At 60.8% G+C, this 23,986-nt stretch carries 22 protein-coding genes and 3 tRNA genes; 11 read left to right on the top strand and 14 right to left on the bottom strand.

Features of this window, described 5'->3' with window-relative positions; genetic code table 11:
- Nucleotides 1–171: 171 nt before the first annotated feature.
- Nucleotides 172–447, bottom strand: coding sequence for a peptidylprolyl isomerase (locus tag ACIPOO_RS11865; protein ID WP_400606984.1), 276 nt, complete (start codon nucleotides 445–447; stop codon nucleotides 172–174).
- A gap of 164 nt (nucleotides 448–611) precedes the next feature.
- Here ACIPOO_RS11865 and ACIPOO_RS11860 point away from each other — a divergent pair, with 164 nt between their 5' ends.
- Nucleotides 612–1,778: a PilT/PilU family type 4a pilus ATPase gene (locus tag ACIPOO_RS11860; RefSeq protein WP_274130903.1), complete on the top strand. Its 1,167-nt coding sequence runs from the start codon at nucleotides 612–614 to the stop codon at nucleotides 1,776–1,778.
- Between the two features lie 159 nt (nucleotides 1,779–1,937).
- Here ACIPOO_RS11860 and ACIPOO_RS11855 read toward each other — a convergent pair whose 3' ends face one another.
- The 9 genes from ACIPOO_RS11855 to ACIPOO_RS11815 all read right to left on the bottom strand — a co-directional run bounded on the left by ACIPOO_RS11855 (nucleotide 1,938) and on the right by ACIPOO_RS11815 (nucleotide 13,208).
- Complete coding sequence (locus ACIPOO_RS11855) at nucleotides 1,938–2,708, bottom strand: 3-hydroxybutyrate dehydrogenase (protein ID WP_400606981.1); 771 nt, start codon at nucleotides 2,706–2,708, stop codon at nucleotides 1,938–1,940.
- A 10-nt stretch (nucleotides 2,709–2,718) separates the two neighbouring features.
- A complete protein-coding gene (locus tag ACIPOO_RS11850) occupies nucleotides 2,719–4,110 on the bottom strand; it encodes a GntP family permease (protein ID WP_274130905.1) in 1,392 nt (463 codons plus the stop codon).
- 272 nt (nucleotides 4,111–4,382) lie between these two features.
- Nucleotides 4,383–5,798 (bottom strand): sigma-54 interaction domain-containing protein, encoded by a 1,416-nt coding sequence (locus ACIPOO_RS11845; protein WP_400606978.1) that lies wholly within the window; start codon nucleotides 5,796–5,798, stop codon nucleotides 4,383–4,385.
- A 77-nt stretch (nucleotides 5,799–5,875) separates the two neighbouring features.
- A complete protein-coding gene (locus tag ACIPOO_RS11840; protein ID WP_400606976.1) occupies nucleotides 5,876–7,459 on the bottom strand; it encodes an ABC transporter ATP-binding protein in 1,584 nt (527 codons plus the stop codon).
- 1 nt (nucleotide 7,460) lies between these two features.
- Nucleotides 7,461–8,483 (bottom strand): ABC transporter permease, encoded by a 1,023-nt coding sequence (locus ACIPOO_RS11835; RefSeq protein ID WP_400606974.1) that lies wholly within the window; start codon nucleotides 8,481–8,483, stop codon nucleotides 7,461–7,463.
- Complete coding sequence (locus ACIPOO_RS11830; protein WP_400606972.1) at nucleotides 8,483–9,547, bottom strand: microcin C ABC transporter permease YejB; 1,065 nt, start codon at nucleotides 9,545–9,547, stop codon at nucleotides 8,483–8,485. The genes ACIPOO_RS11835 and ACIPOO_RS11830 overlap by 1 nt, the downstream gene beginning before the upstream one ends.
- Nucleotides 9,547–11,415 (bottom strand): extracellular solute-binding protein, encoded by a 1,869-nt coding sequence (locus tag ACIPOO_RS11825; RefSeq protein ID WP_400606970.1) that lies wholly within the window; start codon nucleotides 11,413–11,415, stop codon nucleotides 9,547–9,549. Before ACIPOO_RS11825 ends, ACIPOO_RS11830 begins: the two co-directional genes overlap by 1 nt.
- A gap of 335 nt (nucleotides 11,416–11,750) precedes the next feature.
- The gene (locus ACIPOO_RS11820; RefSeq protein WP_274130911.1) at nucleotides 11,751–12,032 is read right to left on the bottom strand and encodes a peptidylprolyl isomerase; all 282 of its coding nucleotides are present in this window, start codon (nucleotides 12,030–12,032) and stop codon (nucleotides 11,751–11,753) included.
- 90 nt (nucleotides 12,033–12,122) lie between these two features.
- Nucleotides 12,123–13,208, bottom strand: coding sequence for a 3-deoxy-7-phosphoheptulonate synthase (locus tag ACIPOO_RS11815; RefSeq protein WP_400606968.1), 1,086 nt, complete (start codon nucleotides 13,206–13,208; stop codon nucleotides 12,123–12,125).
- Between the two features lie 646 nt (nucleotides 13,209–13,854).
- Between ACIPOO_RS11815 and ACIPOO_RS11810 the strand changes: the two genes are divergently transcribed.
- A complete protein-coding gene (locus ACIPOO_RS11810; protein ID WP_400606966.1) occupies nucleotides 13,855–14,310 on the top strand; it encodes a GNAT family N-acetyltransferase in 456 nt (151 codons plus the stop codon).
- 114 nt (nucleotides 14,311–14,424) lie between these two features.
- Here ACIPOO_RS11810 and ACIPOO_RS11805 read toward each other — a convergent pair whose 3' ends face one another.
- Nucleotides 14,425–14,664 carry a DNA-binding protein gene (locus ACIPOO_RS11805; RefSeq protein ID WP_274130914.1) on the bottom strand — a complete coding sequence of 80 codons (240 nt, stop codon included), beginning with the start codon at nucleotides 14,662–14,664 and terminating at the stop codon, nucleotides 14,425–14,427.
- An 82-nt stretch (nucleotides 14,665–14,746) separates the two neighbouring features.
- Between ACIPOO_RS11805 and ACIPOO_RS11800 the strand changes: the two genes are divergently transcribed.
- The 9 genes from ACIPOO_RS11800 to ACIPOO_RS11760 all read left to right on the top strand — a co-directional run bounded on the left by ACIPOO_RS11800 (nucleotide 14,747) and on the right by ACIPOO_RS11760 (nucleotide 19,991).
- Nucleotides 14,747–15,112 carry a helix-turn-helix domain-containing protein gene (locus ACIPOO_RS11800; protein ID WP_274130915.1) on the top strand — a complete coding sequence of 122 codons (366 nt, stop codon included), beginning with the start codon at nucleotides 14,747–14,749 and terminating at the stop codon, nucleotides 15,110–15,112.
- A 202-nt stretch (nucleotides 15,113–15,314) separates the two neighbouring features.
- Nucleotides 15,315–15,959: a UvrY/SirA/GacA family response regulator transcription factor gene (uvrY, locus tag ACIPOO_RS11795; RefSeq protein ID WP_274130916.1), complete on the top strand. Its 645-nt coding sequence runs from the start codon at nucleotides 15,315–15,317 to the stop codon at nucleotides 15,957–15,959.
- Nucleotide 15,960: 1 nt separating this feature from the next.
- The gene (gene uvrC / locus ACIPOO_RS11790; protein WP_274131139.1) at nucleotides 15,961–17,784 is read left to right on the top strand and encodes an excinuclease ABC subunit UvrC; all 1,824 of its coding nucleotides are present in this window, start codon (nucleotides 15,961–15,963) and stop codon (nucleotides 17,782–17,784) included.
- A 32-nt stretch (nucleotides 17,785–17,816) separates the two neighbouring features.
- Entirely contained in the window at nucleotides 17,817–18,377 is a 561-nt protein-coding gene (pgsA, locus tag ACIPOO_RS11785; protein ID WP_400606963.1) for a CDP-diacylglycerol--glycerol-3-phosphate 3-phosphatidyltransferase, read from the top strand.
- A 61-nt stretch (nucleotides 18,378–18,438) separates the two neighbouring features.
- Nucleotides 18,439–18,514: transfer RNA gene (locus tag ACIPOO_RS11780), tRNA-Gly, on the top strand.
- A 46-nt stretch (nucleotides 18,515–18,560) separates the two neighbouring features.
- A tRNA-Cys gene (locus tag ACIPOO_RS11775) sits at nucleotides 18,561–18,634 on the top strand.
- Between the two features lie 339 nt (nucleotides 18,635–18,973).
- The gene (locus ACIPOO_RS11770; RefSeq protein ID WP_400606960.1) at nucleotides 18,974–19,258 is read left to right on the top strand and encodes a DUF1778 domain-containing protein; all 285 of its coding nucleotides are present in this window, start codon (nucleotides 18,974–18,976) and stop codon (nucleotides 19,256–19,258) included.
- Nucleotides 19,216–19,740 (top strand): hypothetical protein, encoded by a 525-nt coding sequence (locus tag ACIPOO_RS11765; protein ID WP_400606958.1) that lies wholly within the window; start codon nucleotides 19,216–19,218, stop codon nucleotides 19,738–19,740. Before ACIPOO_RS11770 ends, ACIPOO_RS11765 begins: the two co-directional genes overlap by 43 nt.
- 164 nt (nucleotides 19,741–19,904) lie before the next feature.
- Nucleotides 19,905–19,991 (top strand) — tRNA-Leu (locus ACIPOO_RS11760).
- Between the two features lie 386 nt (nucleotides 19,992–20,377).
- Here the strand turns inward: ACIPOO_RS11760 and ACIPOO_RS11755 are convergent.
- The 3 genes from ACIPOO_RS11755 to ACIPOO_RS11745 all read right to left on the bottom strand — a co-directional run bounded on the left by ACIPOO_RS11755 (nucleotide 20,378) and on the right by ACIPOO_RS11745 (nucleotide 23,979).
- Complete coding sequence (locus ACIPOO_RS11755) at nucleotides 20,378–20,557, bottom strand: hypothetical protein (protein ID WP_400606955.1); 180 nt, start codon at nucleotides 20,555–20,557, stop codon at nucleotides 20,378–20,380.
- 314 nt (nucleotides 20,558–20,871) lie between these two features.
- Nucleotides 20,872–21,351 (bottom strand): hypothetical protein, encoded by a 480-nt coding sequence (locus ACIPOO_RS11750; protein ID WP_400606953.1) that lies wholly within the window; start codon nucleotides 21,349–21,351, stop codon nucleotides 20,872–20,874.
- A gap of 51 nt (nucleotides 21,352–21,402) precedes the next feature.
- Nucleotides 21,403–23,979 (bottom strand): excinuclease ABC subunit A, encoded by a 2,577-nt coding sequence (locus ACIPOO_RS11745; protein WP_400606950.1) that lies wholly within the window; start codon nucleotides 23,977–23,979, stop codon nucleotides 21,403–21,405.
- Nucleotides 23,980–23,986 lie beyond the last annotated feature (7 nt).

Below are 23,986 nucleotides of genomic sequence, written 5' to 3'. Positions count from 1 at the left end.
GCTCCCGCATTGCGCCTGTGGGAGCGGGCTTGCCCGCGAAAGCGGTGTGTCATTCAGCGCTGTCGGAGACTGAACGCACGCTTTCGCTGGCAAGCCAGCTCCCACAGGGAGCGTGGTGTGCATGTGAGATGTGAGCTCATCCCCGTTGCAATACGGCACCGACACGCAAGGTCAATCCCGGAAAAACACCTGCACCAGGTGGTAGCCGAACTTGCTCTTCACCGGCCCGTGCACCGTGCGCAGCGGTTTCTTGAAGATGATCTGATCGATGGCGGACACCATCTGGCCGGGGCGCACCTCGCCCAGGTCGCCGCCGCGCTTGCCGGACGGGCAGGTGGAGTACTTCTTTGCCAGTACATCGAACGCTTCGCCCTGGGCAATGCGTTGCTTGAGCTTCTCGGCTTCTTCGGCGGTCTTGACCAGAATGTGCCGGGCTTGAGCTTTCATGATGAAAATGCCTCGATAAAAAAGCCGCGCATTATGCCCTTGCGGCGGGATTTCAGGTAATTTCCTTCACTTTCGTCGAGCCTGCAGCATGCGTCTAGTCTTAGGGGCGCGAACGTTGCTGTCGACCTGCAGTCTTCTTAAAACCTTTATGTGCGGTGTGACTTATGGATTTCCCGGCGTTGTTGAAGGTTCTTGCCACCCAGGACGGATCGGATCTCTATCTCTCCACCGGTGCGCCGCCGTGCGCCAAGTTCAATGGCGTGCTCAAGCCCCTGGGCACCGAGGCCTTCAAGCCTGGCGACGTGGCGCTGATTGCCGACGGCATCATGGACGCCGAACAGAAGCAGGACTTCGAACGCGAGCTTGAGATGAACCTGGCGTTTTCCCTGTCGGGGGTCGGGCGTTTCCGGATCAACATCTTCAAGCAGCGCAACGAGGTGTCCATCGTCGCGCGTAACATCAAGCTCGACATCCCCAAGTTCGAAGACCTGCACCTGCCGCCCGTGCTGCTGGACGTGGTCATGGAAAAACACGGGCTGGTGTTGTTCGTCGGCGCGACCGGCTCGGGCAAGTCCACGTCGCTTGCGGCGTTGATCGACCACCGCAACCGCCACGCCAGCGGGCATATCATCACCATTGAGGATCCGGTGGAGTTCATCCACCGGCACAAGAAGTCGATCATCAACCAGCGCGAAGTCGGGGTCGATACCCGCAGCTTTCATGCCGCGCTGAAGAATACCTTGCGCCAGGCGCCTGATGTGATCCTGATCGGCGAGATCCGCGACCGCGAAACCATGGAACACGCCCTGGCGTTCGCCGACACCGGCCACCTGGCGATTTCCACCCTGCACGCCAACAACGCCAACCAGGCGCTGGACCGCATCATCAACTTCTTCCCCGAAGAGCGTCGGCCGCAGTTGCTGCACGATCTGGGCAACAACCTCAAGGCGTTCGTTTCCCAGCGGCTGGTCAAGACCAAGGACGGCAAGCGCCGGGCGGCGGTGGAAGTGATGCTCGGCACGCCGACCATCCGCGACCTGATTCACCGCAACGAGCTGACCGAACTCAAGGGCATCATGGAGAAGTCCACGAACCTGGGCATGCAGACGTTCGACAATGCGCTGTATGACCTGGCCATCGAAGGGGCGATCAGCGAAGACGAAGCGCTGAAGAATGCCGACTCGGCGAACAACGTGCGCCTGCGTCTGAAGCTGCACAACGAAAACGGTCCGAGCACCATCACCACGCCACCCCCAGCCCCGCAGCCTGCGGCCCAGGTGGACGTGAAGGATTGGGGGTTGGTGGACGAGCGGGACGAGCCCGGTTCCTAGAGCAATGGCGGCTTCCAGGACGCCCCCGCCGGCAAGCCGTGCTGCTACGACGGTTCGATGTGATCGCCGATGTTGTGGACGACGTTGAAACCGTAGCAGCACGGCTTGCCGGCGGGGGCGATTTCAAGGATTACGCATGAGTCAGCCGCAAAGGCAATCTCAGCGCGCCAACCACCCCCCATCGATATTCCACGCCGCGCCACGCACCTGCGCGCCGGCTTCGCTGCACAGAAACAGCGTCAACTCACCCAGTTGCGTCGGTGTGACGAACTCCAGCGAAGGTTGCTTCTCGGCCAGCAAGTCGTGCTTGGCTTGCTCCAGGTCGCCGGTTTCAGCACCGCGATCGTCGATCTGCTTCTGCACCAGTGGCGTCAGCACCCAGCCGGGGCAGATGGCGTTGCAGGTCACTTTGCTGGTCGCCGTTTCCAGGCCGACCACCTTGGTCAGCCCAATGACCCCGTGCTTGGCTGCCACGTAGGCCGCCTTGCCGGTCGAGCCCACCAGGCCGTGCACCGAAGCGATGTTGACGATGCGCCCCCAGCCCTTGGCCTTCATGCTCGGCAGGCACAGGCGGGTGCTGTGGAACACCGATGACAGGTTGATCGCGATGATCTTGTCCCAGCTCTCCACCGGGAAGTCTTCCACCGCATCGACGTGCTGGATGCCGGCGTTGTTGACCAGAATGTCCACGCCGCCAAACTCGCGCTCGGCATAGGCGATCATGTCGGCGATCTGCGCCACGTCGCTGACGTCCGCCGGGTGGTGGCCGACCTTGCCGCCGTACTGTTTGACCTGCTCGATCACCGCCGACGCATCGCCGAAGCCGTTGAGCACCAGGTTCGCCCCGGCTTTGGCCAGCGTCAGGGCGATACCCAGCCCGATGCCGCTGGTGGAGCCGGTGACCAGTGCGGTTTTGCCTTGCAGACTCATGTTCGATTCCTCATACGATGCCGGTTGCATAGAACGTGGCGATCACCACGAAGACCGCCAGGGTCTTGATGATGGTGATACCGAAAATATCCTTGTACGCCTCGCGGTGGGTGAGCCCCGTGACCGCCAGCAGGGTGATGACGGCGCCGTTGTGGGGCAGGGTGTCCATGCCGCCACTGGCCATGGCCGCGACCCGGTGCAGGACCTCCAGCGGAATGTTGGCGGCGTGGGCGGCGCTGATGAAACTGTCGGACATCGCCGCCAGCGCGATGCTCATGCCGCCCGAGGCCGAGCCGGTGATCCCCGCCAGCAAGGTGACGGTGATCGCTTCGTTGACCAACGGATTGGGGATGGATTTGAGCCAGTCCGCCAGCACCAGAAAGCCTGGCAGGGAAGCGATCACTGCGCCGAAGCCGTACTCGGACGCCGTGTTCATCGCCGCCAGCAGCGCGCCACTGACCGCGCCCTTGCTGCCCTCGGCCAGCTTCGATTTCACGGCACTAAAGGCAAACAGCAGCACGAACACAATGCCCACCAGCAAAGCTGCTTCAACGGCCCAGATTGCGGTGATCTTGGAGATTTCAGTCTGCACCGGCGCCGCCATGCCCGGCAGCGCCAGGGTGTGGGTCTTGCCGTACCACTGGGGAATCCACTGGGTGAACAGCAGGTTCATCACGCCCACCAACAGCAAGGGCGCCAGGGCGATCCAGGGGTTGGGCAGCCGGATGTCTTCGGCGGTCTCCGGTTCGTTGCGCAGTTCGGTGCCGTAACCTTCACCGGCGCGCTGGGCCTTGTTGCGCTGGCGCTGGAGGAACAGCATGCCAGCGCAGAACACGAACGCGGTGCCGATCAGGCCCAGCCAGGGCGCGGCCCACGCGGTGGTGTTGAAGAAGGTCGAGGGGATGATGTTCTGGATCTGCGGCGTGCCGGGCAGTGCGTCCATGGTGAAGGAGAACGCACCCAGGGCGATGGTCGCGGGAATCAGGCGCTTGGGGATGTCGCTCTGGCGAAACATCTCGGCGGCAAAGGGGTACACCGCGAACACCACCACGAACAGCGAAACGCCGCCGTAGGTGAGCAAGGCGCAGACCAGCACGATCACCAGCATCGCCTGACGGGTGCCGAGTAACCGAATGGCGGCGGCGACGATAGAGCGGGAAAATCCGGACAGCTCGATCAGCTTGCCGAACACGGCGCCGAGCAGGAACACGGGGAAGTAGAGTTTGACGAAGCCCACCATCTTGTCCATGAACACGCCGGTAAAGGCCGGGGCCACGGCGGAAGGATCGGTCAGCAGCACCGCGCCCAAGGCGGCGATGGGGGCAAAGAGAATAACGCTGTAACCACGGTAAGCAGCAAGCATCAACAGCGCAAGGGCTGCCAAGGCGATGATCACACTCATCGAGTGTCTCCTGTTGTTTTTCTTATGGAAGCGGTCGAGCCGCGTAACAGGAGGTATAGCCAATTTTGTGCCAGGTGGCTAAGTTATTGATTTATATCAATTATATTAGATGAGAACCTCAGCGGCGTGCGTTGAAGTCTCATTATTGAGACACCCGACCCGTAGCAGCACGGCTTGCCGGCGGGGACATTCTCAAGATCGCTCCCGCCGGCAAGCCGTGCTGCTACGGGAACGTCGTTTGAACTGCTGTCTCTTTTTGTGGACGTGTCTCGTTATTGAGACTCAACAATCCCCAACGCCGCCATCTTTTTGTAAAGCGTCGACCGTCCCAGCCCCAACTGCTGCGCCGCCAGCACCACGTTGCCCTTGCATTGGGCCAGGCGCGTCTGGATCAGATCGCGGTCGAAGCGCTGCCGGGCATCGCTGTAGGACTCCTGGCTGGCTGAAGCCGACAGCGCAGGAGCCGTCCTCACCACAGGCACCAATGTGCCGATGGCCGCCCGGATGTCCTCGGCTTCAAGGTGCGGGTCGTCACTGAGCAATGCGGCGCGTTCCAGTACATTGCGCAGTTCGCGGATGTTGCCCGGCCAGGCGTGCTGTCCAAGCATCGCCATTCCCGAGAGCGTCAGATCATGCTGGCTGCGCAGCTCCTCCAGAATCGCCTCGCTCAGGGCCGGCAGATCATCCAGCCGCTCGCGCAAGGGCGGCACGGCAATCGGCAGCACGTTGAGACGGTAATACAGGTCAGCGCGGAACTCGCCGCGCTTGATCGCCGCTTCAAGGTCGGTGGAAGTCGCCGCGATCAACCGCACGTCGCTCTTGACCATCTGGTTGGAGCCCACGGGTTCGTATTCTTTCTCCTGCAACACCCGCAACAACTTGCTCTGCAAAGGCAGGGGCATGTCGCCGATCTCGTCGAGAAACAGTGTGCCGCCCTCGGCCAGATGCAGCTTGCCCTGGCGACCACGACGATCCGCGCCGGTAAACGCTCCCGGTGCGGTGCCGAAAAACTCGGCTTCAAGCAGGGTCTCGGGGATTGCCGCGCTGTTGATGCTCACGAACGCCTTGTGCGCCCGTGGCGAAGTGTTGTGGATGGCGTGGGCCAACAGCTCCTTGCCGGTGCCGGTTTCGCCCAACAGCAATACAGGCGATTCCGTGCTGGCGCTGCGCCGCGCCCGGCGTTTGACTTCAAGGCTGGCGGCACTGGTGCCGATGAAATGCGCAAAGCTGTACTTTGCCTGACGCTGGCGTAAAAGCGAGCGGGTCGAGGCCAGCTCCTGCTGCATGCTCAGGTAACGCTTGAGCAGCGGCGACAGCGCGTGCAGTTCATCGAACAGGGCAAAGCCGATGGCACCGATCACACCGCCGACGTCGTCGTGGATTGGCAGGCGCATCACCACCAGCGGGTCCTTGGCGGTGTCCATCATGTCCAGCAGGATCGGCTGGCCGTTGCTCGCCACCTGGCGCAGCAGGCTGCCGGGAATCACTTTCTCACAGGGCTGACCGACCGCACGGCTGGCATCTTCCAGCCCGAAACGCCTGGCATAGCGCTCGTTGATCCAGACGATCCGCGCTTCCTTGTCCACGATCACAGTACCTTCACTGGACTGCTCGATGATTTCGAACAGCGAACGGATCGCCAGTCGCCGCACGCGTCGGTAATCCTTGAGGCTGTCACTGTCTTTCATGCACTGTTCCGTAGTTCCTGTTACTCCGGCAACTGGCCGCACAGACTGCTGGTTTTCGCTGTTATTCAATGCCTGTCTCAGTTGAAGCCCGGGTGCGCCGCCGCCAGCAGTTCCTTGGTATAGGGGTGCTGAGGCGCATCGAATACGTCATGACTGGCGCCGCGCTCGACCACCTTGCCGTCCTTGACCACGATCAGGTCATGGGCAAGCGCACGCACCACCGCCAGGTCATGGCTGATGAACAGGTAGGTCAGGCCGTGTTTTTCCTGCAACTGACGCAACAGCGCGACGACCTGTTTCTGCACGGTGCGATCCAGTGCGGACGTCGGTTCATCGAGCAGGATCAGGGCAGGTTTGAGCACCAACGCCCGGGCAATGGCGATACGCTGCCGCTGCCCGCCGGAAAATTCATGGGGGTAACGATGCCGGCTCAACGGATCGATGCCGACTTCCTCCAGTACACGAATCACTTCGGCCTCACAGCACACCTTGTCCAGTTCGCTGTGGACTTCCAGCCCCTCGCTGATGATCTGCGCCACCGACATGCGCGGGCTGAGACTGCCATAAGGGTCTTGAAACACCACCTGCATCTGCTTGCGCCAGGGGCGCATCTGCTTCTGGTTCAGGGTGTCCAGTGACTGGCCCTTGAAGCGGATACTGCCACGCGATTCGAGCAAGCGCAGGATTGCCTGACCAAGTGTCGATTTGCCGGAGCCGGACTCGCCCACGATGCCCAGGGTCTTGCCACGCTCGATGCTCAGGCTTATATCGTCCACGGCCTTGAGGTATTCGTGATGGCGATTGAAGATCCCGCCGCCCAGGGAGAACCAGACGCGCAGGTTTTCGACTTCAAGTACTTTCTCACGTGTATCCCGGGGAAGCGGCTCGCCTGCGGGTTCTGCGTCAAGCAGCAGGCGGCTGTAGGGGTGTTGCGGGGTTTTGAACAGGGTGTGGCAATTGGACTGCTCGACTATTTCACCGGCGCGCATCACGCAGACTTGCTGGGCAATGCTGTGGACCAGGTTGAGGTCGTGGCTGATGAGTAGAAGTGACATGTTAAGACGTTGCTGCAAGTTCTTGAGCAGCAACAGAATTTTACGCTGAACGGTGACATCGAGCGCCGTGGTCGGTTCGTCGGCGATGAGCAACTCGGGCTCGCAAGCCAGCGCCATGGCAATCATTACCCGTTGCCGCTGCCCACCCGACAATTGATGCGGATAGGCCTTCAGGCGCTTCTTGGGGTGCTGGATGCCCACCAGCTCCAGCAATTCGAGAATGCGTACCTGCGCGGCCTTGCCACTCATGCCCTTGTGCAGCAACAGGGTCTCGCCGATCTGCTTGGCCACCGTGTGCAGCGGGTTCAGCGAGGTCATCGGCTCCTGGAAGATCATCGCGATCTGGTTGCCACGGATGCGCCGCATCAGCTTGCCATCGGCGCCGAGCAGCTCCTGGCCACGATAGCGAATGCTGCCGGTGCTGACGGTGCCGGCCTGGGGCAACAGTTGCAGAATCGAGTGCGCGGTGACGGACTTGCCCGAGCCAGACTCGCCAACCAGCGCCAGACACTGGCCCGCAGGGATGTCCAGGCTCAGATTCCTGACGACAGTATTTCCATTAAAAGATACTGACAGGTTCCGGATTTCAATCAGGTTTTCAGACATGTCAGGACCTCGGGTCGAAGGCGTCGCGCAACGCCTCGCCAATGAACACCAGCAACGACAGAATCAGCGCCAGGGTGAAGAATGCCGTGAAGCCCAGCCATGGGGCCTGCAGGTTCTGCTTGCCCTGACCGATCAGTTCGCCCAGCGAGGCGCTGCCGGCGGGCATGCCGAAGCCTAGGAAATCGAGGGCCGTCAGGGTGGAGATCGCACCGGTCAGGATGAACGGCAGGTAGCTCAAGGTGGCGTTCATGGCGTTGGGCAGAATGTGCCGCATGATGACTTTGCGGTCATCGAGGCCCAGCGCACGGGCGGCCTTGACGTACTCCAGGTTGCGCCCGCGCAGGAACTCGGCTCGCACCACATCGACCAGTGCCAGCCATGAGAACAGCGCCATGATCCCTAGAAGCCACCAGAAGTTGGGCTCGACAAACCCGGAGAGAATAATTAGCAGGTACAGCACCGGCAGGCCGGACCAGACCTCCAGCAGCCGCTGGCCGATCAGGTCCACCCAGCCGCCGTAATAGCCCTGCAACGCACCTGCGGCAATGCCGATCAAGGCGCTGATAACGGTCAGTGCCAGGGCGAACAGGATCGACACACGGGAGCCGAAGATGACCCGCGCCAGCACGTCGCGGGCCTGGTCGTCGGTGCCCAGCCAGTTGATTTCCGAGGGCGGACTGGGAGCTGGCTTGTTCAGGTCATAGTTGGGTGTGTCATCGCTGAAGGGGATCGGCGGGAACAACATCCAGCCATCGCCCTTGGTAATCAGCTCGCGCACATAATCGCTGCGGTAATCGGGCTGGAAGGGCAACTGGCCGCCAAACTCCACCTCGGTGTAGCGTTTGAAGGCAGGAAAGTACAATTCGTGTTGGTAACTGAGCACCAACGGCTTGTCGTTGGCGATCAGTTCCCCGCACAGGCTGATGACGAACAGCCCACAGAACAGCCACAACGACCACCAGCCACGGCGGTTGTTGCGAAAGCGCTCGAAACGTCGGCGAGCCACCGGAGACAGCCTGCGCATCATGCATTCCTCGCGCTGAAGTCGATTCGGGGGTCGACCAGGGTGTAGCAGATGTCCCCGACCAGTTTGATCAGAAGCCCGAACAGCGTGAAGATGAACAGCGTGCCGAACACCACCGGGTAATCCCGGGAAACGGCCGCTTCATAGCTCATGCGCCCCAGGCCATCGAGGGAGAAGATCACCTCAATCATCAGCGATCCCGCGAAGAACACGCTGATGAACGCCTGGGGAATGCCCGCCACCACCAGCAGCATCGCGTTGCGGAATACATGACCGTACAGCACGCGATGCTCGCTCAGGCCCTTGGCCCGGGCGGTGATCACGTACTGGCGGGTCACCTCGTTGAGGAAGGAGTTCTTGGTGAGAATGGTCAGCGTCGCGAACCCACCGATCACCAGCGACATGACCGGCAGCACCAGGTGCCAGAAGTAGTCGGCGATCTTGCCCAGGGTGGACAATGAGTCAAAGTTCTCCGACACCAGCCCGCGCACCGGGAACCAGCTCAGCGAGGTGCCGCCGGCGAACAGCACCACCAGCAGCATGGCAAACAGGAATGCGGGCATGGCGTAGCCAATGATGATCGCGGTGCTGCTCCAGATGTCGAAATGACTGCCGTGCTTGACCGCCTTGCGAATGCCCAGCGGGATCGACACCAGATAGGTGATCAGCGTCGCCCACAGGCCCAGTGATATCGAGACGGGCATCTTTTGCAGGATCAGGTCGGTGACCTTGGCGCCGCGAAAGAAGCTGTTGCCGAAATCCAGCCGCGCATAGTTCTTCAGCATCAGCCACAGGCGTTCATGCAGCGGTTTGTCGAAGCCGTACTGGTGCTCGATCTCCTTGATGAGCTTGGGGTCCAGCCCGCGGCTGGCGCGGGATTGGCCGACATTCATGGTTTCGGTGTGCCCGGCGCCAATGGTGCCGCCCGCCACACCTTGCAACTTGGCGATTGCCTGCTCGACCGGCCCGCCGGGCGCGGCCTGGACGATGAAGAAGTTCACCAGGAGGATGCACAGCAGGGTCGGAATAATCAGCAGCAGGCGCCGCATCAGGTAGCCAAACATCACTTCACCTCCCAGGGTAGCGCCGAGTTACCCCGTTGCTGGGCGAATTGCTCACGGCTCAAGGCCTGTGGGCTTAGCTCCCACCAGGTGTCGATGGCCTCGCTGTTGTTGGCCTGAACCTTGGGAATGCCAAAGCGGTTCCACCACACCGTGGACGAGCCCGGCGGGTAGTAATTAGGAATCCAGTAGAAGCCCCATTGCAGCACGCGATCCAGCGCATGGGCATAGTCGATCATCGCAGGCTTGCTGTCGGCCTTGGCCAGGCCGTAGATCAGCGTGTCGATGGCCGGGTCGCGCAGCACCATGTAGTTGCTGGAGCCCGAGTCCTTGGCCACCTTGGAGCCGAAGTTGTTGTACAGCTCCATGCCCGGTGAGGTCGAGACGCTGTAGCCGGTCACGATCATGTCGTAGTCCCGGGCCATGACCCGGTTCAGGTACTGCGCCGAATCGATGCGGCGGATTTCGAAATCGATGCCGATCTGTGCCAGGTTGCGTTTGTAGGGCAGCAGGATCTTTTCAAAACCGCTCTGGCCGTTGAGGAACGTGAAGCTGAGCGGTTCGCCCTCGGCGTTCACCAGCTTGTCGCCCTTGGGCATCCAGCCGGCTTCCTCCAGCAAGGCCAGGGCTTGCAGTTGCTTGTCGCGAATGAAGCCAGTGCCGTCGGTCTTGGGTGTCTGGAACACGGTGGTGAAGACCTCTGGCGGGATCTGGTCGCGCAGGGGGTCGAGGATCTTCAGCTCCGACTCGGTCGGCAATTGCGTCGCCGCCAGATCGCTGTTGGAGAAGTAGCTGTTCTGGCGCACGTACACGTTGCGCATCATCTGCCGGTTGGTCCATTCGAAATCCCACAGCATGGCCAGGGCCTGGCGCACCCGGCGGTCCTGGAACTTGGGCCGGTCCAGGTTGAACACGAAACCCTGGGAGCTTTGCACCATGCCTGGGGCCAGATGCGCCCGCTGCAGGCGGCCTTCGGTCAGCGCAGGGCTGTCATAGCGCACTGAATAGCCAGTAGCCGAATACTCGCGGTTGTAGTCGTAGCCGCCACCGAGCAGCACCTGCCGGGCGACGTCGGTGTCACCGAAGTACTCGACGCTGAAGTGATCGAAGTTGTACGTCCCCCGGGTGACCGGCAGATCCCTGGCCCACCAGTCCGGGTTGCGCTCGAAGGTAATGCTGCGCCCCGGGTCTACCTTGCCGACACGGTACGGGCCGCTGCCTACAGGCGCTTCGAAGCCGCCGCCATTGGCGAAATCCCGGTCCTTCCACCAGTGCTCCGGAAACACCGGCAGGGATGCCAGGTCCAGCGGCAGGGTGCGACTTTCGTTGCTCTTGAAGTCAAAGCGGATCTGGGTCGGCGATTCGACCTCGACGCCTTTGACGTCACCGAACTCGGTGCGATAGGACAGGCTGCCCTGGGTCATCAGCAAATCGTAGGTAAAGCGCACGTCCTGGGCGGTGATCGGGGTGCCGTCGGAGAACTTCGCCCTGGGATTGAGGTAGAAACGCAGGGACATGCCGTCGGCGGCGCGCTCCATCTTTTCGGCGATCAGGCCATAGACGGTGTAGGGCTCATCCAGTGACTTGACCGCCAGCGGTGAGTACAGCAAGCCGTTGACCTGAGACACCCCGGTGCCCTTGTCGATGTACGGCATGATGTGATCGAACTGCCCGATTTCCTGTGCCGAGCGGCGCATGCTGCCGCCTTTTGGGGCATCGGGATTGACGTAGTCGAAATGCTTGAAATCGGCAGGGTAACGAGGCGCCTCGCCGTAGACGGTCAGGGCATATTGAGGAGCAGCGGACAGAGGTTGCAGACCTGAAAGCAGGACCAGTGTTGCGGCCATCAGCGATGAAAAAACAAAACGCATTACACGAATCCTGACTGACGCCGTTTGCGGGCATCAGGGTTTGAGGTCATGGGCGGGCGATTGCGGCCCGTCCCTATATTTTTTATTCGTTACCTGTGGTGGCAAGGTACCGCAACGGCTGTGTCTTTGTAACCGCACAATACGGCTGGATCATGACGCAGCGGCAGCGCAGCCCGGATAAACAGCTTGCACCATCGTGCCAATGTACCGGCCTTGCGGGCCGAACAAAAGTTAAAGCAAATTCTTTGCCGGAATCGATACAGCAACGAAATACGCCGCACCAAAAAAAAACGGCCCGCTTCTGAGGGCGGGCCGTTTGTGGGGTGACCTGTGGATCAGTCCTGACGACTGGTCACTTCCAGCAGGTGATAGCCGAACTGGGTCTTCACCGGACCCTGCACGACGTTCACCGGAGCGCTGAACACGACAGTGTCGAATTCCTTGACCATCTGGCCTGGGCCGAACGAGCCCAGGTCACCGCCCTGGCGGCTGGAAGGGCAGCTGGAGTTGGCCTTGGCGACTTCGGCGAAGTCGGCGCCGTTCTCGATCTGGGCTTTGAGTTCGTTGCACTTTTCTTCACTGGAAACAAGGATGTGGCGAGCGGTAGCTCTGGCCATGTGAGTTACTCCTGTCAAAAAAAAGAAAGAGCCTACCGGATTAAGGAAGGCTTTTCCCGAGAAAGTTCCGGCTTGTCAGTCTGACGGCCGTTAACGGTAGCGCAACTGGTTGACCGCCTCACGCAACAGGCGTTCGGTGCCATCCCAGCCCAGGCAGCCATCGGTGACCGAAACCCCGTAGCGCATCGACTCACTCAGCGGCTGGCAGCCTTCGAACAGATGGCTCTCCAGCATCATGCCGATGAGGGTCTGGTCGCCCGCCAGGCGTTGCTGGAGCACGTCATTGAACACCTGAGGCTGACGCAGAGGGTCCTTGCCGCTGTTGGCGTGGCTGCAATCGACCATGATGCGCGCCGCGATGCGGTTCTTGTCCAGGCTTGCATTGACCTGCGCCACGCTTGCGGCATCGAAGTTCGGGCCGTTGTGGCCGCCGCGCAGCACGACGTGCGTGTCCGGGTTGCCCTGGGTCTCGATGATCGCGGGGTGGCCCTGGCGGTCGATACCGAAGTGGCGATGGGCATGGGCCGCCGAACGAATCGCATCGCAAGCGACGGAAATCCCGCCGTCGGTACCGTTCTTGAAACCGACCGGCATCTGCAGGCCGCTGGCCATTTCCCGGTGGATCTGCGATTCGGTGGTGCGTGCGCCGATGGCCACCCAGCTCAGCAGATCGTCGAAGTAGCCGGCGGCCATGGGTTGCAGCAGCTCGGTTGCAATCGGCAGGCCGAGGCGGGTCATTTCGCGCATCAGGTGTCGCGACAGGGTCAGGCCTGCGGTCATGTCATCGCTGCCGTCCAGGTGCGGATCGTAAGCCAGGCCTTTCCAGCCAACGGTGGTGCGGGGCTTTTCGACATAGGCGCGCATCACCAGCAGCATCTGGTCGCTGACTTCGGTGGCAAGCTCGGCCAGGCGGCCAGCGTATTCCAGGGCCGATTGCGGATCATGGATGGAGCAGGGGCCTACGACGACCAGCAGGCGGGAGTCTTCACCGTTGAGGATGGCGCGCACCGACTGGCGATGGGCCTGGATCTGCGCAGTGAGGGCGGCGTCCAGCGGCAACTGGTTTTTCAGCGCCAGGGTGCTGGGCAAGCGTTGTGGGGCAGGGTGACTGTCGATCAGGGTCACGGTGTTGACCGGCATGTCAGACAGATTTTTTGCAGCGACGGACGAATTCATGTTCAGGGCTTCCTGGCCGGCGGGCAATATCCCGCGCGGGCCTACTGGGGTGTTCGACAATGTGCCGTATTGGCTCGATTCACGGATTTGCCACCTGCAAGTGACCGGTCGGAGGCGGCTGACTGTCCCGAACGGAGGCTGCTAAATCGCCATGCGAAGTCGATGTCGTTGCGGTAATAGGTGCTGTAGTTCATGTCTTGATCCTCTGTGTGAAGCGTTAGTCAGGTTTTACGGGGCCCAGAAAAACGAAACCCCCGGTCGGGAGGCCGACCGGGGGTAGAGTTATCTCTGGTTGGCGTCCCGTGGTTGTGGGCGCCGTTTGGGTATCAGGCGCGCCAGTGGCTAAACCAATACCCATAAAAATAAGAAACAGGCGAGCAGACTGCGGCCGCGTTCCACACAGCAGTGTCCGCTACCAGACGCGAGGCGTCGGCAGGGCGGCAAGGCTGGGAAAGGGTGGAAGGCAACATGGTCTGTCTCCGTAAGTTGAAACCGAGCTTACTTCAGGCAGGTGGGCTAATTCAATTGGAAAATTCAATGGCCCTCATCAAAAGTTACACTTGCGCCGCTCTATTCCGGGCCCGGGCTGGTCAATCTGCGGTCGGTCAGTAGAATGGCACCACCGCAAGGATGATGAGGGGCTTACATGGCGACCGCCCGAGAAGAGGATCTGCGCCTGCACCCGGCGACGGACGATGACCTGCCGTTCGCGCGGGAGCTGACGCGGGTCAACATGCGTGATTACTACGCAAGGCACGGGATGGTCTGGCAACCGGACGCCTTCGACGCTCAATGGCCGGAGCGCGAAAGCTACCGGGTGCACAAGGTTGGCCGGCTGATCGGTTTTCTGGGGTTCACCATCGAAGGCGGCTACCTCTACCTGCGTGACGTGCAGTTGATAGAAGCCTATCGAGCTGAGGGTGTGGGCGGCTGGCTGATGCGATGCATCGCAGGTATCGCCCGAGAGCGGGGCTGCACCCACATTCGTCTGAAAGTGTTCAAAAGCAACCCGGCGACACAGCTCTACCGCAGGCTGGGCTATGCCCATGTGCATGAAGACGCTGAGCTTTACTGCATGGAGAGAGCCGTGGAGGCGGGGTGAAGACGCGTCGGTGGTGCTGAAAGTGCGAAACAGACGGCATCCTTACAGATAGAAGAAGCGCTCCGGGACAGTGATGAGCCTCCAACTCTTAAAGAAACTTCTTACAACTAAGGGTTAAATAACGGCCTCTGCCGCATCATCATCCTTAATCGGCTCGGCGGGAATCACGCCGACTTTCATGCCCAGCAGCACGGCCACTTTATGCGACTCGCCTCTGCGACCTTTCTTGCGGCCAGAAAGAATCTGATAAGTCGTTGCCGGATCGACGCTGTTTTCCCGAGCAAACTCTTGAACAGATTTACCTTGTTGTTCTAGCCAGGCCTTGGCTTGTGCTGCGGTGCGTATTCCGGGCATAGTTCAAAACCGTTCAAGTCTGTTTAAATTTATCTCGATTCTACCATTCGTAAGGATGGGGTCAACAAGGTTATGCATTCAAATGAGTGGAATTGGTGCCCGGCTTAGGGAAGAACGCGAGCGCTTGGGGCTGTCGCAACGAGCGTTCGGAGAAATTGGTGGCGTGGAGCCCAATGCGCAGGGCAAGTACGAGAGCGGCGACCGCACGCCCAAGGCAGACTACCTGGCTGCCGTGGCTGCCAAGGGCGTCGACGTGTTGTACGTGCTGACCGGTTCGCGCACGCCTGCGCCCATCGAAAACCTCAGTGAAGTGGAGGAGTGGGTACTGGGCAGCTACCGGTCGCTGGTCAAGGAGGATCGGGACGCGATCCTGCGCCTGACCACGACCCTGGCCGAATACAAAGGGACGTACAGCCCCGAAAAGAAAATCACTTCAGAGGAGGACTGACAGTCCTGTCTGGCTGCAAGCGTACGTTTGAAGATTTTTTGCAAGTTTCATGGTCGATGATGATAGCTTGTCAGCATCGTTGTAGATCATTCGCACGGCCTCTGAAAACTCGTCACTGGAACAATGTTTCGAGCTAGGTCCTGCATTTTCTTTTTGCTAAGGTGACGAGCGTTCGTCATAAATCGTTTGGTGAGGTGTTTGCTTGATTAGGGTGCTGGTTGTCGACGACCATGATCTGGTGCGCACAGGTATCACGCGGATGCTGGCTGACATCGACGGTCTGCAGGTTGTCGGGCAGGCGGATTCGGGCGAGGAATCGCTGAAGAAGGCCCGGGAACTCAAACCCGATGTGGTGCTGATGGACGTGAAGATGCCAGGCATCGGCGGCCTCGAAGCCACTCGCAAGATGCTGCGCAGCCACCCCGAAATCAAGGTGGTCGCGGTGACGGTCTGCGAAGAAGATCCGTTCCCCACCCGATTGCTGCAAGCCGGCGCCGCAGGCTACATGACCAAGGGCGCGGGGCTGACCGAGATGGTCCAGGCTATCCGCCTGGTGTTCGCCGGCCAGCGCTACATCAGCCCGCAGATCGCCCAGCAGCTGGCGCTCAAGTCCTTCCAGCCGCAAACCAGTAATTCGCCGTTCGACCTGCTGTCCGAGCGGGAAATCCAGATTGCCCTGATGATTGTCGGCTGCCAGAAGGTGCAGACCATCTCCGACAAGCTGTGCCTGTCGCCCAAGACCGTGAACACCTACCGTTACCGTATCTTCGAGAAGCTATCCATCGGCAGCGATGTCGAGCTGGCTTTGCTGGCTGTACGTCACGGCATGGTCGATGCCAGCGCCTGAAATGACCCAACCGTTCGATCCAAGTGCCTTTCTCGCCACCTGCAGTGGCCGCCCCGGCGTCTATCGCATGTTCGATATCGAGGGGCGGCTGCTTTACGTGGGCAAGGCCAAAAACCTCAAGAAGCGTCTTGCCAGCTACTTCCGCAAGACCGGCCATGCACCCAAGACCAGCGCACTGGTCGGGCGCATCAGCCAGATCGAAACCACCATCACCGCCAACGAAACCGAGGCGTTGCTGCTGGAGCAGACGCTCATCAAGGAGTCGCGCCCGCCGTACAACATTCTGCTGCGCGACGACAAATCCTACCCGTACGTGCACCTGTCCGATGGGCCGTTTCCGCGCTTGAGCATCCACCGCGGTGCGAAGAAGGCCAAGGGGCGCTATTTCGGGCCGTACCCGAGCGCTGGAGCGATTCGCGAAAGCCTGGCGATCCTGCAAAAGACCTTTCACGTGCGCCAGTGCGAAGACAGCTTCTACAAGAACCGCACCCGGCCGTGCCTTCAATATCAGATCAAGCGTTGCAAGGCGCCTTGCGTCGGCTTCGTGGAGCCGCAGGTGTACGCCGATGACGTACGCCACTCGGTGATGTTCCTCGAGGGGCGCAGCAATGCGCTGACCGATGAGTTGAACGCGCTGATGGAAAAGGCGGCGATGGACCTCAACTTCGAGCATGCCGCCGAACTGCGCGACCAGATCGGCCTGCTGCGTCGGGTTCAGGACCAGCAGAGCATGGAAAGCGGCACCGGCGATGTCGATGTGGTGGCCGCGTTCGTCAACCCGGGCGGCGCCTGCGTGCACCTGATCAGCGTGCGCGGCGGGCGGGTGCTGGGCAGCAAGAACTTCTTCCCGCAGGTGGGTATCGAGGAAGAGGTCGGCGAAGTCATGTCGGCGTTCCTGGCCCAGTATTTCCTGGGCGGCGGCGAGCGCGAGCTGCCGAGCGAAGTCATCGTCAACGTGGTCAACGAGGACTTCCCCGCGCTGATCGAGGCCATCGATGCGTCCCGCGGGCGGGAAATCACCATCAGCCACCGCGTGCGCGGCACCCGGGCGCGCTGGCAGCAACTGGCGGTGACCAACGCCGAACAGGCGCTGGCTGCGAGACTGGCCAACCGTCAGCACATGGCCGCGCGCTTCGAAGCGCTGGCCGACGTCCTGAAACTCGACGAGCCACCGCAGCGCCTTGAATGCTATGACATCAGCCATTCCAGCGGCGAGGCCACCGTGGCCTCCTGTGTGGTGTTCGGGCCTGAAGGCCCGATCAAGTCCGATTACCGCCGCTACAATATCGAAGGCGTGACGGCGGGGGACGACTATGCGGCGATGCACCAGGCGCTGACCCGACGTTTCGGCAAGATCAAGGACGGCGAGGGCAAGCTGCCGGACATTCTGCTGGTTGACGGCGGCAAGGGGCAGCTCAACATGGCGCGCGACGTCATGAACGAACTGGCCGTGCCGGACCTCATCCTGCTCGGCGTGGCCAAGGGCACGACCCGCAAGGCGGGCTTCGAGACCCTCTACCTCAATGATGCTGCCCACGAGTTCACCCTGCGCGGCGACTCGCCGGCGCTGCACCTGATTCAACAGATACGCGACGAAGCCCACCGCTTCGCGATTACCGGCCACCGCGCCCGACGCGGCAAGACCCGTCGCACCTCGACCCTTGAGGGCGTGGCGGGAGTAGGGCCGACCCGACGTCGTGACCTGCTCAAGCACTTCGGTGGGTTACAGGAATTGTCCAGGGCCAGCGTCGAAGAGATCGCCAAGGCACCCGGAATCAGTAAAAAGCTCGCAGAGTCGATTTATGCAAACCTGCACAGCGAGTAGAATGCCCGCTCACCTCGTAGCCAGTTGTGCCGATGAATATCCCTAATCTGATTACCGTATTACGTGTCCTGCTGATTCCGATCTTCATTCTGTTGTTCTACCTGCCTTATCACTGGAGCTACATGGCAGCCAGTTCGGTGTTCGCGCTGGCCGCAGCCACCGACTGGCTCGACGGCTACCTCGCCCGCCGCCTGGAGCAGAGCACACCGTTCGGCGCGTTCCTGGATCCTGTGGCCGACAAGCTGATGGTGGCCGTTGCCCTGGTACTGCTGGTGCAGGCTCACGCCAATTTCTGGCTGACCATGCCCGCCGCCGTCATCATCGGTCGCGAGATCGTGATCTCGGCATTGCGCGAATGGATGGCCGAAATCGGCGCACGCGCCCAGGTCGCCGTGTCGAACCTGGGCAAATGGAAAACCGCCGCGCAGATGCTGGCGCTGGTGATCCTGCTGGCCAACCCGCCAGCCTTTACCTTCTGGGTGGTACTCGGCTACATCCTGCTCATGGTCGCGGCGGGGCTGACCCTCTGGTCGATGCTGCAATATCTGCGCGCCGCATGGCCGCATCTGCGCACCACCGCAGAAGAAAAATAAGTTTTTTTAAATCAAAGGGTTGACGGCGTCATTTGAATCTATAGAATGGCGCCCACACCAAGCGGGAATAGCTCAGTTGGTAGAGCACGACCTTGCCAAGGTCGGGGTCGCGAGTTCGAGTCTCGTTTCCCGCTCCAGTTTGTAACGCGTTCAGTGTCAGTTGTCAGGGTACTGTACGTTTGGGGCCGAGTAGCAAAATGGTTATGCCGCGGATTGCAAATCCGCTTACGCCGGTTCGATTCCGACCTCGGCCTCCACATTTAAAACCCGTAAGATCAACGTCTTACGGGTTTTTTTGTGCCTGTAATTCAGGCGATCAGTTCCGCATCATTTCCTATCATTTCCGCAACCTTGAAATCCTCCAGTACGGGCTACGCTTCGAGTCAGGTCGTTGCGCGAGACGACTGTGCATTTTGCTACTCGCATGCAGATCGTAAGTGCATCTGCTATACAGCTATACGATAGCTATACAGGATGTTAGCATCCAACTGCGATTTGCCCGTCACTGCGTCAATGGAAGGACACCCCCGTGTTGTGCCAAGTCACCAGCCATCTGTGTGCACGGCCGTGCAACACCCTGGAGAGGAAACCAGACCATGAACCAACCCTTAGAGCGTGAGAAACCCGTTCCAATCAACATGCGGGTCGATACCAGGAAAAGAAGCCTGATCGATGCTGCGGTTGAACTGCTCGGTACTGACCGGACCAGTTTCATCATCGACGCCGCTTGTAAGCGTGCCGAGGAGGTCCTGCTGGATCGCAGGCTATTTTTACTGGGCGATGATGCGTTTGACCGATTCGAGAGGGCGCTTGCAGATAATCCGTTGGGGGGCAACGAATGCGTGAAGAAACTGCTCGCAAGGCCAAAGCCCTGGAGCTAAGCCCACCGGAAAAACTGAATGCGCTTCACATCACCGATGACTTCGACTGTGGTGAAGCTTCGATCAACGAATACCTGCGAGCCAAAGCGCTCAAGGCGCAGCAGGCGAAACACGCTATGGTTTACGTGGTCTGTTTCAAAGGTACTCACAACATCGCCGGTTACTACACGCTCTCCAACGGAGCAGTGGATCGTCGCCATGGCACAACCGCAAAGATGCGCCGTAACGCTCCAGATCCATTGCCTGTGACAATTCTTGGAAGAATGGGCGTTTCGCTAAGGGCGGGTGGATGTGGTCTGTCGCTCGCGCTGTTGGCGGACGCCATCGAACGCTGCATCGTAGCCTCCGAGATCATCGGGTCAGTCGCCGTGATTGTGCATCCCTTGAACGAAAGCCTTGTGACCTACTATGCCAGGCATGCAGGCTTCGTTCCTTGTCCTGAGCTTTCACCCATGACTATGATGCTTTCGCTGATGCAGTAGGGCCTTGATTTTGCGGAGCTTTTTTATCCGCATGAAATTTAGGTCCAGACGCATTTAGACGCCATTCAAGCTTGCTTCACCGGGTAGGGATGTATATATTCCCACCTCTTGTCGGCACCCACTGCTTATCAGTTGGGCAGCTCTGACAACGCACACGTGCTACCGCCCTGATGGTGAAATTGGTAGACACACCGGACTTAAAATCCGTCGTCCGAAAGGATGTGCCGGTTCGACTCCGGCTCGGGGCACCAATTGCGATTCCCAAGGGCGCTAAGTCCTTCTCAAAAAGCTCCGCTGGCCTATGCCACGCGGGGCTTTTTGCAATCAATGCTTACCAACTCCTCTCCTGCCTACGCGCAATGTTTAGTGTATTCACCAGCACATGTTGAGTTCGATTGCCCTGGTGATGTACCAATGTCCTGCCTGACACGGCCGTCAAGCAGGCCAAGCCGCGAAGGCCGGAACTGCCCAGTGAGGCGCGTCAGCCACTCGCGCCCCAACGATGCTCTCCCACCAGCCCCAGCGCTCTGACAAACGTGCGGGAGAGCTGGTTTAAGCTTATGGAATCCAGAATGGCCGGCCTCGCCTGCGATCGGGCATTCGATTTACTGAGCAGTCCGGCCCTAAAAGGCATTGATCAGCGGCCTGCCGGTGTCGCTACCTCGACCGCCGGGCCGAGCAGGTCGTAATACCGGTAGTGGTAATCCGATTCCTCGATTTTTCCGTCAATCTTTGCCTTCACGGCTTGGCTGAGGTGCCACTCGCGCATACGTCGCAGGCTCTGGACTTGGCGCTGAGATCTGTTGTTGAACGGCATGGGGCCTCCTTCTTACGTGCTTCGTTGAAACGCCTCAACTGTAAGCGCGTACAAGTGGCTTGACGACTGAACCATATGACTAATCCGGAAGTTTCGTGCTGCGAAGTGATTGAGGGGCTATGCCGGCGCCGAGCCTTTCGGTGGAAAGACGCAAACCTGTCAGGCTCGGCGAGGGTTTAGCGAGTGTTCGGCGTGGCAGGTTTCGATCATAGCAAGTACAAAAGCTGACGCAGGAGAACGTCTCGTACGAGGAGTATCAGCGGCGGTACCGGATCATCATGGGGCAGTAGGGGGGGCTTTAATTGTCCTTAGCGTCACTCCCCACCCACGCTACTCAACCGCTTCAACGACCACCGAATCACCCGCTCCTCAGTCGAAGGACGGTCGGGTCGTACGGTGGTCATCTGATAGTCCATCTCCAGCCTGTCACCAACGAATCGGCCATCGAATGTCCGAATGTCGGTGAAGATCGTTTCGCCTGTCTTGCTGTGCACGGAGTCGCGGGACTGCGCTGTGATGCGGTCGCCTGTGCGAACGTAGCTGACCGGTGAATCGACGCCGGGCCCGTTGTCGTGGGTGTAGGCATCGAACTTCTTCAGCACCGCGTCGGGGCCTTCGACGGTGCGCCACCAGATGAAATGGTTATCGTCCTTGAACATCAGGTAGACGTGCCAGGGCACTCGCGCCGGCTGTTCTTTTTCGGCGTACCAGATCTTGTCTTTCACGCTTGAGCCGGGGGTGGTGCAGCCGCAGAGCATCAATAGCAGGAGTGCAGCGGTGGAAATCCGTTTCATGAATCTGTCCCTGGGTGGTTTGCGTGTATCGTCGGACCGCGTGGGCGGGAATTAGATCCCTGCCAACACTGCACGCAAGAATGGCGCTGTGCGGCTGGCCTTGGCCTTGGCGACTTTCTCCGGCGTGCCGCTGGCGACAATGTTGCCGCCCTGGTCGCCTGCGCCCGGGCCGATGTCGATCACCCAGTCACTCTGTGCGACGACGCGCATTTCATGCTCGACGACGATGACGCTGTGGCCGTTGTCGACCAGCGCGTTGAGTTGCACCAGCAGGCGGTCGACGTCGCTGGGGTGCAGGCCGGTGGTGGGTTCGTCGAGTACGTAGAGGGTGGCGCCGCGAGGGTTGCGTTGCAGTTCGGTGGCGAGTTTGATGCGCTGGGCTTCGCCGCCGGACAGCTCCGTAGCGGGCTGGCCGAGGCGCAGGTAGCCCAGGCCGATGTCGCGCAGTACGGTCAGGGAGCGCAGCACTGCGGGTTGCTCGGCGAATACTTCCACCGCTTGATCGACGGTCAGTTGCAGGACCTGGGCAATGTTCAGGTCGCGCCAGCGGACGGCCAATGTCTGCGGGTTGTAACGGGCGCCGTGGCAGGTCTGGCAGGGTGCGTAGACGCTGGGCATGAACAGCAGTTCGACGCTGACGAAGCCTTCGCCCTCACAGACCTCGCAACGACCTTTGGCGACGTTGAAGGAGAACTGCCCGGCGTCGTAACCGGCAGCCTTCGCATCGTCGGTCGCGGCGAACAGCTTGCGCACGTTGTCGAACAGTCCGGTGTAGGTGGCAAGGTTCGAGCGCGGCGTTCTGCCAATGGGTTTCTGGTCGACCTGCACCAGGCGCTTGATGGATTCGAGGCCGGCCGCAATGCGACCTGTTGTGGGTTGCGGCGTGTCGTCTTCCAGGCTCGGCTCTTCCTGGTCGTTGCTGGCATTGGTGCTCCCCAGCGCAGCGCCGACCAGTTCCAGCAGGGCCTGGCTGACCAGGCTGGATTTGCCTGAGCCGGAAACGCCGGTGACCGAGGTGAAGCAGCCCAGCGGAAACTCGGCAGAAAGGTCCGTGAGGTTATTGCGGGTGATGCTTTCCAGGCGCAGCCAGTGCCTGGCCTTGCGCCGTTCTGTGCGCAACTGGCTGTGCGCGGCGAACAGGTGCAGGCGGGTGCGTGAAGCCTCGATCTGTGCGAGACCTGCCGGCGGGCCGCTGTACAGCACCCGACCGCCATGCTCGCCAGCTGCGGGGCCGACATCGACCAGCCAATCGGCGCGGCGCATGGTTTCCAGATCGTGCTCGACCACGAACAGCGAATTGCCGCTGGCCTTGAGTTGTTGCAGTGCCGCGAACAGGGCTTCGCTGTCGGCCGGGTGCAGGCCGGCGGAGGGCTCATCGAGCACGTAGATCACACCGAACAACTGCGACCCCAATTGTGTCGCCAGGCGCAGACGCTGCAGCTCGCCCGATGACAGCGTCGGCGTGCTGCGATCCAGCGCCAGATAGCCCAGGCCAAGGTCGGTCAGGGTGCTGACCCGCGCCAGCAAGTCCTGGGCGATGCGCTGGGCCGCCAGGCGTTTTTCGATAGACAGGCTGGGGTTGGCCGGGTCGTCGCAGGCGCTTTCCATGGCCACTGGACGCAGCACTTCGGCCAGGCGCAGCAGCGGCATCTGCGACAGCTCGCCGATGTCCAGCCCGGCGAAGGTCACTGACAGGGCTTCGCGTTTCAGGCGCTTGCCGTCGCAAAGCGGGCAGGGGCTGCCGCGCATGAATTGCGATACGCGCTTTTTCATCAGCGCGCTTTGCGAGTGGGTGAAGGTGTGCAGGACGTAGCGTCGGGCGCCGATGAAGGTGCCTTGATAACTGGGCTCAAGTTTACGCTTGAGGGCGGTACGTGTTTCTGCCGGTGTCAGGCCTGCATAGACCGGAGCGGTGGGTTGTTCTTCGGTGAACAGAATCCAGTCGCGCTGTTTTTTCGGCAGATCGCGCCAGGGGATGTCGACGTCGTAGCCGAGGGTGACCAGGATGTCACGCTGGTTCTGGCCCTGCCACGCCAGCGGCCAGGAAGCCACGGCCCGCTGGCGAATGGTCAGGGAATCATCGGGCACCATGAGCTCTTCCGGCACCTCATAGACCCGACCCAGGCCGTGACACTCAGGGCATGCGCCCTGGGGCAGGTTGGGCGAGAAGTCTTCGGCGTAGAGCATCGGCTGGCCGTCCGGGTACTGACCGGCGCGGGAGTAGAGCATGCGAATCAGGCTCGACAAGGTCGTCACACTGCCCACCGAGGAGCGCGTGCTGGGCGTTCCGCGTTGCTGTTGCAGCGCGACGGCCGGCGGCAGGCCTTCGATGGAATCCACATCAGGCACACCGACCTGATCGATCAGACGTCGCGCATAGGGCGCAACCGACTCGAAATAACGGCGCTGGGCTTCGGCGTACAGCGTCGAAAATGCCAGCGATGACTTGCCCGAGCCCGAAACGCCGGTGAACACCACCAGCGCATCGCGCGGAATGTCGATGTCCACGTCCTTGAGGTTGTGCTCCCGGGCGCCGCGGACTCGCACAAAACCGGGCAGGTCAGGGGCCACGGTGAAGGAAGCGGATGATCGGGTGGCGTCGTCAGGCAGGTGTGGCGCAGTGGTCATCGAAGGG

The organism is Pseudomonas sp. NPDC090201, assembly GCF_044746825.1.
GTDB lineage: Bacteria > Pseudomonadota > Gammaproteobacteria > Pseudomonadales > Pseudomonadaceae > Aquipseudomonas > Aquipseudomonas putida_AD.
Note: the sequence above shows the minus strand (reverse complement) of the source record. Positions and strands in the feature narration are given on the sequence as shown.